This is a genomic window from Actinoallomurus soli, from assembly GCF_024055715.1.
GTDB lineage: Bacteria > Actinomycetota > Actinomycetes > Streptosporangiales > Streptosporangiaceae > Actinoallomurus > Actinoallomurus soli.
The window spans coordinates 18,558-30,421 of record NZ_JAMXMV010000019.1; the positions used below are offsets into that span (position 1 = coordinate 18,558).

Below are 11,864 nucleotides of genomic sequence, written 5' to 3' on the forward strand. Positions count from 1 at the left end.
TTGACCAGCGTGTCCAGGTCTCCGACGAACTCAACCTCGGACAGGGCCGTAGTCGGCTTCGGCCCGATTACAAGACCAACGGTCATCCAGCTACCCCCTCTCTCGGTTCTCGGTGCTGGCAGTAGGTCGCCAGCGGAGCCTTGGCCTTGCGGTACAGCTGCACGAGCGGCATGCAGGTGCCACACGTGCTCTGGAGCGAACAGCCGGTGCATCCGCCTTGCCGGAGGAGAAGCGAGTTGGCGATCTCGCCGAGGCGACGAAGCCCTTCCACGCCTTCCTCGACGAGCGGGATGTTGGGGTCACGTCCGATCTTGCAGATGCTGGCCATACCGTGCGGATCGACGTGGAAGAAGCTGTGGCCGGCATTGCAACCGGTGAACGGCTTGCGCTTGCGAAGATGCTCGACGGACTGCGCGGGCAGCGTCTCCGCACCGCCGTAGATCGTCGGTGCCATGTTCATGTAGAGGTGGTGAGGCACACCGAGCGCGTCACCCATGGCCTGCATCTGTTCGACCTCATGCGCATTGGTCTTCGTGATGATCAGGCTGAGTTTGAGTGGCAGGCGGGCCTCGTGCGCTGCAGCCAGCCCACGACTGAACGCTTTGAACGCGCCCCTTCGCCGGGTCAACCCGTCGTAGCTCGCCTCGGTCGCGCCGTAGACGCTGATTGTGATCTCGTGCGGTCGATGGGTCGTCAGCAGTTCGAGGATCTTCGGGTTGGCCAGCCGCGAACCGTTGGTGAGGATGGTCAGCATCATGCCCAGGCGGTAGGCCGTGTCGTAGACGTTCGAGAAGAGCTTGTCGATCATTGGCTCGCCGCCCGTGAGCTGGAGCCAGAGCACACCGGCGTCCCGCAGGATGTGAAGCAGCTTCTCCCGCTCTGGCCAGGACAGTCCCTCGAAACGCTTCAGCCCGAGATAGCAGTGTTCACAGTCGTAGTTGCAGCCGAGGTTGAGTTCGTAGGTTGCTCGCACGTAGCCGTACGGCGATTCAGTCCGTACGACGGCTGTCTCGTTAAGCGGTCGGCTGCTGATGTCGAGTTGCCAGGCCTGGCGCACGGCGTCGACCATCCACTCCGGCGCGTACCCACCGTTAGCGGCCGTCTTGCAGAGTGCCCGGTACTTGTCGCGTGGTAGCCGCAGGCCACCGTGGCTCCCTGGGCGCAGCACCAGGTAGTCGCCGGAGAATGGAGAGACGATCAATTCGTGCATGGCTTCCCCTCGAAGATCGTCAGACCCTGTGGACCGGCTCCGACTTCGTTTGGCGCGTAGGCCACAACTCTGAGCCGGATTCCGGGTGACATGCATGCGTGACGAGCGTGATCGGGGGGTGAAGCATTCCAGGCGTTCTCCATCGGCCGCCTTCCCGTGAGGGTGACCTTCGCCTGGACAGTAAGACGGCAGCAGCCTCCAACTCCGGAACCGGGTTACGGGGTAGGAACCTGGTTCCTGATTCCGCAGCTCAGCCGAGCCGCAAAAGCTGTTCGACGCGAGCGATTCCCGCCTCTACATCGTCGAAGAACACCACGGCCATGCCCAGCCGTTCGGCCGGAGGCAGGTTGTGCGCGGTGTCGTCAACGAACACACAGTCCGACGGCCGCACCCCCATCTTGTCGGCGGTGAGCTGGTAGATATCCTCGCCGGGCTTACGGAGCCCGACCCGGTCGGAGATCACGACGGCGTCGAACCTTTCTTCCAGCCTGTACCCGTCGTATGGGTCATAGCTGCCGGTTCCCCATGAGTTGGACAAGACCGCTGTAGCGATACCCGCCGCACGGGCACGGTCGACCAGTTCCAAGACCGGTCGGCACGGCCGTAGGTCGGCGAGAATCTCACCCAACAGGCCGTGGGAGTCGACACCCAAGAGCCGCGCCAGCGCCGCTTCATACTCGCGCTGAGGCAAACGTCCATCCTCGACTGCGGCCAGCGCCGCCCGGCCCTCCTCGGAGTTGCGCAGTACGTTCTCGACGGCGGTCTCCCCCAGCCCTTCCCTGACGCCGAATGCCCGCATCGCTCCGTAGAAATCCGTGGTGACCACTCCGCCAAAGTCCAGAATCAGTCCCCGATACAACCCTCAGCCTCCGATCAGGAGATCGCCTTCAACTCGATCAGCTTCTCACCGAGTCGCCGGACCGTCGGTGTCCGGGTCGATCGCACGGTTTTGAACAATCTGGCTACTCGCTTCAAGCTGTCGGCGTGCCGAGTCTCGTTGATGATCTTCAACGCGTCGAGGGCATGTTCGGCGCCCTCCTCGACCTTCCGGTCCTGGACGTATGCCTCAGCGAGATCGATGTGGGCAGTGCAGCGGTGCTTGCGCAACGCTGGATCCAGCCGTCCGAGCGCGGCCAGCAGTTCGTCCTGGGCTTCGGCGTACCGACCGAGCCGCATGAGCCCGCCACCGCGGTAAGCGGTCACCTTATCCGCGTTGAACACACCGATGCCGAGCCACGGTCGAGCAGAGCCATCGCGTTGAAGGTGGGAGTCAGCCTCCTCCAGCAGCCGTTCGCAGTATCGGTCTTCACCACACGCAGCGTGCATCTCTGAGGCAACCGCCGACAGCCAGCCGTGAGTGACTGGGTGAACCCCGCGCCCTGCCAGATCGAGCGCACCACGAGCGAAGCCGACGCCGGCTCTGAGGTCACCGTCGTAGGAGGAGTGGAAAGCCCGACAACCGAGCGCGAACGCCAGGAGCTCAGGGTCGTCGATATGCTGGCCCGCCCTCGCTGCGACGGCCAAGTACTGCCGGGAGGACTCGAAGTCACCCAGATCCAGCATCAACATGACGCCGACCAGCGCAGCCATCTGCCCGATCATCGACACTACTCGGTTACGGTGCTCGCCAGCGTCGGGCGCGAGTTCCAAAAGTACATTTAACGTTCCGTAAGCCGGCCCAATCAGCGAGAACGCTGACGAAGATCGATAAACCTGGCGATAACCGAGTGTGGCCTGTTCCAAACCCTTCAGCGTCTCCGTGTCCAAGCGATGTTGCTGCGACAGAGCCGATTCGAGCCGATCCCCGAGGTCGCGCGGATTAGCCGGATAGCCGCCGAGCAGCTCTAGCATTCCCATGACCGAGGCGGCTGCCTGCCCAAAGAACCAGCGACGCTTCATCTCAGACCACATCTCCCAGTCACGAGGATTGATCAGCAGATGCATGAACTTTAGGGTCTGCTGCTGCTCAGGCTGCTCCTGCTCGCCACTGGTTCGCGCATCCAGGGCGACCAGATGAGCCAGCCGGACACCGAGGAGGGTGGAGATCTTCTGAGCGAGGTTGAGACTGTCGAGACGTATCACGCCCGTCTCCACCTTGGAAACCCAACTCTCACTTCGACCGATCAGATCTCCGAACTGCAACTGTGAGAACCCTTTGCGGCGCCGAGCCTCCGCCATACGTCGCCCCACTACGGTGTCGCGCTCGTCCATGGGCCCACCGTCTCCGCTGGTGTGATCCGCTGCTTCTAAACAGCATCGAAGCTAATGCATCAACCGCTGCATGACCCAGCACAACGAAAACATCTCCCGACCCGAGGGCAGTCCTACGGTTCCCCCGTAATTGCAGTCAGATCGCCGTACGCCGGAGCGAGACATGATCACCCGCCCTCCGCGGAGATCGCCGGTCCTACTGTGTGATCACTTCGACGAGGCGCTCGCCCAGAAGTACGCCGCAGCGCGGGAGCGTCCCACCTCGATGAGGGGCGGCTTCTGCGTTGGGTGTGGCTTCCCAGATGACTAGATCTGGCGCTGGCTAGCGAGCGGGGATCACTCCCATCCGAGCCTGGCCCTAATGACTGGGCGGCCCTCATCTCCCAGGGGTTCGTCACCAGCTGATCGTCACCCGCGTGGTGGGCCGATTGATGAGCATGCCGGGCGCAAGCTTTTCATCAGGAGTACCCGCGGGGTGCGCGGTGATGATGGGTTGGGAGGGCCGGTCGTTGTCCCATTGATGCAGCAGGTCGGCGAGGCTTGCGGCGAGCTTGACACTGTCGGGCCCATGCGTGATCACGCCGAGCTCGTCGACGTCCTCGCTGCAGGGGCGTACCGCGATGTAGGCGATCGTGCCGCCGTGGTACAGGCAGGCGCCGGCCCAACGCCGGGCGGGGTTGATCAGGCCGCTGTCGCGGGCTGCGTTGGTGACGGCCAGGCGGCCGAACCGGCTGGCGTTGGTGGCCAGCCACAGGTCGAGGTGTTCGACCGGTTCGTCGTCGCGGACCCGTAGTCCGGTCCAGTGCTCATGGGCGGGGTAGGCCAGGGCCTGGGTGAGCAGGTCGTCGTCGTGGGGGTCGCGGGCGTCCAGTTTCAGGACGACGTCGGGGCTGAGCTGGATGATGTGGTCGCCGTGGGCGGCGCTGCCGCGCATGGGCACGAACCCGCACACGCGCGCGTGGCTGCTGACCATCCGGCCCGAAGGATTGAGGTCGAAGGCGATCGAGCGGGTCAGGCCGCTGCCGTGCAGGCGCAGCGGCACGACGATCCGTCCGCCGGGGGCGAGCTGCTCCCACCATGGAGAGGGGATGTCCCACGCTTCGGCGGTGACGATGATCCTGTCGTACGGGGCGCCGGCGGGATGTCCGGCGGCGCCGTCCCCGCAGATCGCCTCGACGTTGCGGTAACCGGCCCTGGCCAGCGCGGCGCGGGCCCCAGCGGTCAGGTCCTCGTCGATCTCGATGGTGACGATTCGACCGGCGTCGCCGGCCACTTCGGCGATCAGGGCAGCATTGATGCCGGTGGCCGCACCGATCTCCAGCACCCGGTGACCGGGGTGGACGTCCAGGTCCTCCAGCTGGGTGGCGACCAGGTTCGGATGGGAAGCCGAGGAGATCGCGCTGCCGTCGGGGGCTCGTTTGGTGATGACGACCTGCGGGGCGTAGGCGGTCGCCAGGTCGACGCCTTCCAGGAACAGGTGCCGCGGCACGGCGAGGAAAGCCCGCTCTACCTGCGGGGTGCGGAACGTGCGGCGCCTGCGGATGTAGTCGACCAGGCCGGCCCGCAGCTGCGCGGGGTCAAGGCGCGAGGTGTCGATGGCGTCGTTGGTCACCGCTGTCAGCGTAGCCGCAGGTGCGGCGGCAAGCGGTGCACTTCCGGAGCCGGGAGGCTCCATGTCCTGGTGGAAGACGGCATGGGCTGCCGTACCTGCGAGGACACCTTGCACATCGCCCGGCAGGCCCATCCGGTTCCAGGCGAACAGGATGTGGTGGGCGAGTACGGCCCGCACACCCCTGGTGAGGCGCCCGTCGGTGGCGAGGTCGGCGATGCGCCGGCCGGTGTGGGTGAACACGTCGGGCCAGGCGGGGACAGCCATGAGGGGATGTCGGCGCTGTGGCCGACGGCGGTGATGAGCTGCTGCACGCTGCGCTCCGCGGCCTCCGACGGGACCGGCTGGTCACTGCTCCGGTGAGCAGTGACCTGGGCCCACACGTCGCCCTGTTCGTACCAGTCCAGGCCGGCGCCGCGCATCAGTGCAGTGCCCAGAAGCAGTCCGAGTTCCCGCCGGTGGTCCAGGCGCGCGTGCCGGATGTAGTCGAGGACGTGACGACTGTCGGCATGGAACAGCTGGTGGGCCAGGTCGATGCCGTCGGGGCCGCCGAACGCGTGGGTTTCGGGCTCATAGATCGGGGTGGTCCACCGCCGGATCGCGCCGGTGGCGGTCAGCTCCCGCATGAGCTGTTCGAGAAGGGCGACGGCCTGCGTCTGCCGGCCAGGGGCGGGAAGGTAGCGGATCCGCCAGGAGACGCCCTTGCGGAGGAACCACCACGAGGTGATCACCTGAGCGTGCTCGGCGGCGACCAGTTGTGGGCCGAGGCGGCTGACGGCGATCTGCTCGGCGGTCGGCCAGTCGTCGCACCACAGGGTCACTTGCCGCCAGAGGGTGTCCGTGGTCGGGATGTTCATCGCAGGGAGTTCCTTCACTGTTCGGCGTTGACTAGTTGATCAGCAGGCTCGTTTCCCAGCCTCCGGAAGTCCCGGTCGCCAGGGTGTGCAGGACCAGCGCGGTCCCGGCGTTCCCGTCGATGAGCCCCGGCGTCTGCCCGACACGGGAGGCGTCGACCGTGGCCAGGAGCGTGTCGAGCAGGCCGGGCAGCCGGGCGCCCAAGTCGGCAGAGAGCGCGTCGCCGGCGGCGCACCAGGTGGTGGCGATCAGACCGGCCCAGCCGTGGCAGAGCGCGGCGTCGGTGAGCCGGGCGAGTTGCGGCGGGTCGCAGAGGCATCGGGTGAGGGCCTGTTCGGCGTGGCGTTGCCGGTCCCGGTCGCCGAGGGCTTGGGCGGCGAGCTGCTGGGCGCGGGCGATGCCGGGGGTGCCGTAACACCAGGACGGCCGGGTCGGGCCGGTGCGGGCGGACCGGCCGGCCCGCAGGTCGGTCAGGGTGACCCGCTGCGGCCACCCGGGTCCCGTAGGGGTGTCGTAGCGCCAGGCGTCCAGCCACTGGCAGATCCGATGGATGGCGGTGGCCTGCCCGTCGACGGTGACGCCTTGCCGCATCGCGAGGGCGAGCAGCGCGAGAGGACCGCTGATCCCGTGGGCCATGCCGAGGTCGGCGTGCCCGCCACGGAAGACGTCCGCGGGCCTGCCGTGGGGGATGTCGCTGGTCCACCAGCCCGGTGCTGCGTGCCCGGCTTCGTCGTCGGCGGGGAGTGGTTCGGTCAGCCGCACCAGGTAGGTCAGCACCTGGCGGCTCAGCGGTCCGTGTGGGTCGCGGTGCAGTAGGTAGGCGCCGAGTCCGGTCAGGCCGCGTACGAGGTCGAATTCGGCTCGGCTGGGGCGTGCCGCGGCGGCGATCCGGGCGGCGGCCGCCTGCAGGCGGGTCTGCACCAGCGCGGTCACGGCGGCGTCCAGCTGCTGCTCCGCCTTCGGATACCGGCCCGGCGGGGCTGTGACGGTGATAGCGAAGGCGACGGCGGGTGCCCCGTGCCATAGACCGGCGTTGGGTCCGGCGCTGATGTCCTCGCCGGCGGCATGCGCCAGCCACTGGTGGGCGCGGCCCCAGCCGCCGAGACCGGCGCGCGCGCGACAGCCGTGCAGAATAGCGACGCCTGCGGCTCCCTTGGACAGGGACTGGCCCGGCCGGTGGGTGTCCGCAGGGCCCCGGTGTGTTCCGCAGGGCGGGGGGACGGCGAGGGCGTCTGACAGGCGGGCGGCGAGTTGGTGGGCGGCGTGCCGCTGCCGCGCGGACAGGACCTCGGTGAGCGAGCTCATCGCTGCTCCTCGGCGGTGTCGTGGCGGGCGATCCAGCTGAGGGCGGCCGCGCGGGCGAGTCGGTCGCAGAGCTGTTCGGCGTCGGGATCGATCCCGCGGGCCCGGTTGTGGTGCAGGTGCAGCAGCGATCCGGTCACCGCGGCGGCCGTCACCGGGGTGCCGCCGGTGGCCAGGCGCTCGGTGTAGGTGACGACCGCGTCACGCCGAACCTCCCAGGCCTCGATCAGCGTGCCGAGCTCGTGGAAGGCCACCGGAGCGTTCGGCGGGCCGGCCAGTCGGAGGGTGTCGCGGACGAGACCGCGGTCGAGCGCCGGCGCCGGGGCGGTGCGCATGGTGGCGACGAGCCAGCGCATTCCGGTACGGCGGTCTCCTGCCAGAGCGCAGGTCAGATCGATCATGCTGACAGCGGTGAGCACACTGGGATGGGCCTCGCGCCTGGCGGTCAATGCCTGTACCTGCGCGACGGCGGCCGCGGAGTCGGCGGCGAACAGAGCTTCGGCGGCGGCCTGAGCCGTGCCCGAGCCGTAACGGGCGGTCTCCGGGTGGTAGGTGTCCAAGACCAGATCAGTGGCCAGGCCGCGTCGCCGTAGCTCAGCTGTCCAGGATCCGACCCGGGAGGCGGCCTCGCCGTACTCCTCAACGCGGCGCAGGTGAAGGCGGAGCCGCAGATGGGGGCGAGGGTCCCGGTACCGGATGAACCACCACATCGGCGCAGGCTCCCAACCGGCCAGGAGGTCCGGCACCGCTCGGGTGAGGATCGTGTCGAACACCTCCGGGTGCCCGTACACCTTGGCGAACAGCACGTCGCCCCCAGGAAGGACACCGTCCTGGTGGTCGACCAGCGGCAACGGGCCAGGACGGTTCACGACGGCGGGCGCCGGACCCGAGGGTGTGGACGACGCGATGGGGACGACGAGCTCGTGGGCGCGACCGCCGAACCATCCATGGTCGGTGGCCGACGTCGCTTCGGACACCACGGTGGTCTGCCCTCGCTTGGTGGTCTTGTCCAGGTGGTCCCGCAGCACCGCGCGATCCATCGGCGCGTCCAGATTCAGCCGCAGGAGACGATCGGACTCACCGACGCTCACGGTGGCCGGGAGGCCGAGACGCTCGCGTAGGGCGCTCAGCGCGGCGTCCCAGACCGGGCCGGGCGCCTCCGGGCCGGGGAGCGCGGCTGCGGAGATGCGCCACCGCGCCGGGGCCAGAACGGTGCGACCGGTACGGATGCGGGGCAGGAATGGCATGCAACCGGCAGGTCCCCAGGCGAACGGTGTCAGCGCGGCGTGCCGGGTGCGGGCGAGCTCGAAGACGAACCGGGCGAGCGGCGGCAGGGCGTGCCGGGCCGGCGCGTGGGCCAGCAAGGGCTCGACCATCTGTTGCCGGGACCGCGACAGGAGGTACAGGGCGTGGAGGTCTGCGGTGACCGCGAGATCGGGGAGGCAGAACCGTCCGGGTTCTTCAGCACGGTGCTCGGCGAGCGTGAGGATGTCGGGCAATAAGCGCGGTGCGCAGGTGAGGTTCTCTACGCGTGGATGCACGGGCGGAAAGCACAGCTGCGCGGCGATCGCCCCGTCGACACTGACCGGCAGTCGGCGGAACACACCGATCATCCGCTGCTGGTCCTCATCGGGCAGCAGGTCGAGGAACCGGCCGGCCAGGGCCGCCGCTGTCCGGCCCATCCCGACGACCATCAGCGTGAACGCTCCTTCGGCCAGCGCGGCCATCGTCGGCGCGGCCACCTCGACGCACAGGGCCGCGTGCGGAGCAGGCCGCGGTTGGATCGCCTCTCCCGCCGTCAAGGTGTCGATGAGGTGGTCATCGAGGACGACTTCGCGGGCACCGTCCAGGGCCGCTTGCTGGGCCAGCGCCAGCAGGCGTTGATCCCGCTGCGACATCGGCGCCGCCTGGCTCTGCTGCTCTGGGTTCGCGTAATGCGTGGGATACCCGAGGCCGGCCACCGGATCGATGAGCCGATCGAGAGGGACGACCGCGCTCTGCGCGTATCGACCGTGAACTGCGAGCGCTGCCGAATGATCTGCTGCCAACCGGCCCGAGCAGGAAGCGGCGTACCGCCCGTTGAAAGGGCGCGGCAGCGGTCACCGAGTGGCGTGACGTGTAGAAAGCAGTGATTCCGCCACCGAAGCTGGCACCGATGACGTTCACCGGACCGCTGCCCCTCTCGGCACGGGCGTGCTCTACGGCGGTGCGAATGTCGCTCACGACGCCCGAGATCGTGAGGTCTTCCTGTCGGCCGTCGCTCTCGCGATGCCCACGGAAGTCGGAGCGCAACGATGGCAGGGTGGCTTCGGCGATTCCCTCGGCCAGACGCGTGAAGAAACCGCCTTCATCCCGCGTGACACCAATCAGGCACAAGTCGGGGCTGGAGAACAGGCCGGCGGCGACGGTCCCCGGTTCCCTGTGGGCCAAGAACCGACGGACTGGTGCAGTAATACGAGGAACGATCGTTCGGAATCTTGACATATCGCTCTGCTCTGACATCGTCTGGTAGCGCTGTAAATGACGAGGGGGCGTCGACGCAGATGCGGCGTGGAGCCTACTGCCTACCGCCGGGGCCCCAGGGCCGGAGAGTGACGGATGAGTAACCGGATCGTGGTCGATCTGTCGAAGGTGGAACAGGCGATCAGCGGGTTCGAGCGCGTGTTAGCCGCGTTGCGGAGACACTTGGCCGACTTGGATCGCGATCTGCAGGCATCCCTGGCGTCATGGGACGGGGATGCGGCGAGTGCGTACTGGGTGGCCCACAACGAATGGCAGGCGGCGGCCGCCGACATGGCCGAGCGGCTGGCGTCATTGCGCGGGACGCTGGTGACCGCACACGGCAACTACCGCACGTCTCTCCAGACCAATGTGACCATGTGGGACGTCGTATGACGGGCGGACCGCTGCCGTGGTCCCCGCCACAGCCGTGGCATCCCCCCTTGGTCGCTCCCTCACGCGTCGAGGTGAGCCCGGAGATGGTGGCGGGCGCGGCGGCGAAGTTCGCCGTCGGTCAGCACGACCTCATCGATGCGTGGATGCGCCTGCAGGGCGCCCTGGAGGCCAACCGGGGAATGGCGGGCGACGACAAGGCCGCGCACACGTTCAACGACAAGTACGCGCCTGCCGTGCAGGCCGTATGGAAGGCCTTCCGGCAAGCCGTCGTCGTGCTCGGTGGGACCTCTCTTGGTCTCACGCAGACCGCGAACAATCATCTCAAGGCTGATCACCACTCACGCGCAGATGGTCGACAGGGATCCCCCGGGCTGCTCGGCCCCAACGAGGTCTATCCGGACGTATCGATGGCGGCGCCTGCAGACGCCATCGGACCGGCGGCAACGGGCCCCTACTTCGGCGCGAACAAAATCCTGGCGGTGGTGTTGGCGGGGTATTGGCCGGCCGCTCACCCCAACGACCTCGAGAGTGCGGCCGGCGCCTGGCGGAACGCGGCGAGCGAGGTCATCAAGGTCGCCGACTGGTTGAACTGGGCCATCGGTCAGTTGACCGACTCGACCAAGACCCGTGACTTCGCCGCTATCCAGAAGTATTGGACGACGGTCTACCGGCCCGGCGACGGACACAGCCTGTTGGGCGGGCTCGCCAAGTTGTGCAACGCACTCGGCGATGCCTGCGATGGCTTCGCGAGCGCCACCTGGAGTGCCCAGAACAAGATCAATCTAATCGTCAGCGCCCAGGAAGTACTCATCCTCCTCACCGCCGGGGCCGAGAACGTGATCGCCCGCGTCACCGCCGCCCTCGACCGGATCGCCCGGGCCAGTGTGACGGCAGTCGCGCGTGTCACCGGACGCACTATCACTGCGGAGGTCGTCGCCGAACTAGAGGCCGCTACTGCAGGCACCCCAAAGGTCGAACCGATCGAGGCGAATTTCAACGCCACCGTCGGTAAGGCCCTAGAAGACGAGATGGCCGCGGCAGATGGCGTGAAATCCGAAGGGAACCTGAGTATCACGGCAGCGAACCCATCGGACTCTGAGGTCAAAGCCGCCGAGTATCTCGCGGCACAAGGCCACGAGGTGATCCTGCGAGATCCTGTAGGCACCAGGGCCGGTGGCATGACGAGCGACCTGCTGGTGGACGGAGAACGCTGGGACGTTTACACACCGAAGAGCTCGAACCCCAACAGGATCGTCAGCGCGGTGGCTTCGAAGGGTAGTCAGGTGCACGGCGGCGGTGTCATCCTAGATCTGTCACAAACAAGCGTCACCCCTGAGGACCTTGGGAACATACAGGCCCGTATAGCCGGGACGGGTGGTCGCGTGAGCAAGATAGTAGTGATGCCCAAATGAGCAAGATACGTTGCGTATGCAAAACGATCCTGAGCACGAGCGGGGAAATCCCTAATCCCATCGAGTGGAAGGTGATGTCAGACTCGAAGTTCGATGAATTCTCAGGATCGGTCGATGCTGAGGAGATCTATCGATCATGTGGTTCGATCTTCCGATGCCCCACGTGTGGTCGCCTTTGGGTGTTCTGGAACGATCTCGGCGAAGATCCTCAGCTGTATGCGCCGGAATCGATCGAACAACTGGATGATCACATCGATGAAGGGTGAGTCGGACAGGTTCCCCCACTTGCCACCTGAACATCGAGCGGCCTACTGTGTGATCACTTCGACGAGGCGCTCGCCCAAAGGTATGCCGCAGAGCGGGAGCGTCC

10 protein-coding genes and 1 pseudogene are annotated in these 11,864 nt (G+C 67.1%); 3 read left to right on the top strand and 8 right to left on the bottom strand.

The genetic code is table 11. The features are described 5' to 3' along the window. Nucleotides 1-82: 82 nt before the first annotated feature. From NDW01_RS33620 to NDW01_RS33655, 8 genes and pseudogenes are all read right to left on the bottom strand, one after another. A complete protein-coding gene (locus NDW01_RS33620) occupies nucleotides 83-1,210 on the bottom strand; it encodes a radical SAM protein (RefSeq protein ID WP_252828375.1) in 1,128 nt (375 codons plus the stop codon). Between the two features lie 250 nt (nucleotides 1,211-1,460). Next, on the bottom strand, nucleotides 1,461-2,069 hold the full coding sequence (locus tag NDW01_RS33625) for an HAD family hydrolase (protein WP_406567783.1): 609 nt from the start codon (nucleotides 2,067-2,069) through the stop codon (nucleotides 1,461-1,463). Between the two features lie 14 nt (nucleotides 2,070-2,083). After that, nucleotides 2,084-3,421, bottom strand: a complete 1,338-nt coding sequence (locus NDW01_RS33630) for a helix-turn-helix domain-containing protein (RefSeq protein WP_252828377.1) — start codon at nucleotides 3,419-3,421, stop codon at nucleotides 2,084-2,086. Between the two features lie 394 nt (nucleotides 3,422-3,815). Beyond that, complete coding sequence (gene fxlM / locus NDW01_RS33635; protein WP_252828378.1) at nucleotides 3,816-5,033, bottom strand: methyltransferase, FxLD system; 1,218 nt, start codon at nucleotides 5,031-5,033, stop codon at nucleotides 3,816-3,818. Nucleotides 5,034-5,038: 5 nt separating this feature from the next. After that, complete coding sequence (locus tag NDW01_RS33640; RefSeq protein WP_252828379.1) at nucleotides 5,039-5,887, bottom strand: thiopeptide-type bacteriocin biosynthesis protein; 849 nt, start codon at nucleotides 5,885-5,887, stop codon at nucleotides 5,039-5,041. A gap of 31 nt (nucleotides 5,888-5,918) precedes the next feature. Continuing rightward, complete coding sequence (locus tag NDW01_RS33645) at nucleotides 5,919-7,190, bottom strand: lanthionine synthetase C family protein (protein ID WP_252828380.1); 1,272 nt, start codon at nucleotides 7,188-7,190, stop codon at nucleotides 5,919-5,921. Then, entirely contained in the window at nucleotides 7,187-9,235 is a 2,049-nt protein-coding gene (locus NDW01_RS33650; protein WP_256513748.1) for a lantibiotic dehydratase, read from the bottom strand. Before NDW01_RS33650 ends, NDW01_RS33645 begins: the two co-directional genes overlap by 4 nt. Nucleotides 9,236-9,302: 67 nt before the next feature. Then, a pseudogene (locus NDW01_RS33655) lies at nucleotides 9,303-9,689 on the bottom strand (serine aminopeptidase domain-containing protein); the annotation flags it as partial. Between the two features lie 96 nt (nucleotides 9,690-9,785). Here NDW01_RS33655 and NDW01_RS33660 point away from each other — a divergent pair. From NDW01_RS33660 to NDW01_RS33670, 3 genes are all read left to right on the top strand, one after another. Next, entirely contained in the window at nucleotides 9,786-10,082 is a 297-nt protein-coding gene (locus NDW01_RS33660; RefSeq protein ID WP_252828382.1) for a WXG100 family type VII secretion target, read from the top strand. Nucleotides 10,083-10,165: 83 nt separating this feature from the next. After that, complete coding sequence (locus NDW01_RS33665; protein ID WP_252828383.1) at nucleotides 10,166-11,494, top strand: CdiA C-terminal domain-containing protein; 1,329 nt, start codon at nucleotides 10,166-10,168, stop codon at nucleotides 11,492-11,494. Further along, nucleotides 11,491-11,760 carry a hypothetical protein gene (locus tag NDW01_RS33670; RefSeq protein WP_252828384.1) on the top strand — a complete coding sequence of 90 codons (270 nt, stop codon included), beginning with the start codon at nucleotides 11,491-11,493 and terminating at the stop codon, nucleotides 11,758-11,760. Before NDW01_RS33665 ends, NDW01_RS33670 begins: the two co-directional genes overlap by 4 nt. The last annotated feature ends 104 nt before the right edge of the window (nucleotides 11,761-11,864 follow it).

Coding starts and splice junctions, on each gene's coding strand:
- NDW01_RS33665 (WP_252828383.1), top strand. CDS start 10,166: ATGGTGGCGGGCGCGGCGGCGAAGTTCGCCGTCGGTCAGCACGACCTC.
- NDW01_RS33645 (WP_252828380.1), bottom strand. CDS start 7,190: ATGAGCTCGCTCACCGAGGTCCTGTCCGCGCGGCAGCGGCACGCCGCC.
- NDW01_RS33670 (WP_252828384.1), top strand. CDS start 11,491: ATGAGCAAGATACGTTGCGTATGCAAAACGATCCTGAGCACGAGCGGG.
- NDW01_RS33620 (WP_252828375.1), bottom strand. CDS start 1,210: ATGCACGAATTGATCGTCTCTCCATTCTCCGGCGACTACCTGGTGCTG.
- NDW01_RS33630 (WP_252828377.1), bottom strand. CDS start 3,421: ATGGACGAGCGCGACACCGTAGTGGGGCGACGTATGGCGGAGGCTCGG.
- NDW01_RS33660 (WP_252828382.1), top strand. CDS start 9,786: ATGAGTAACCGGATCGTGGTCGATCTGTCGAAGGTGGAACAGGCGATC.
- NDW01_RS33640 (WP_252828379.1), bottom strand. CDS start 5,887: ATGAACATCCCGACCACGGACACCCTCTGGCGGCAAGTGACCCTGTGG.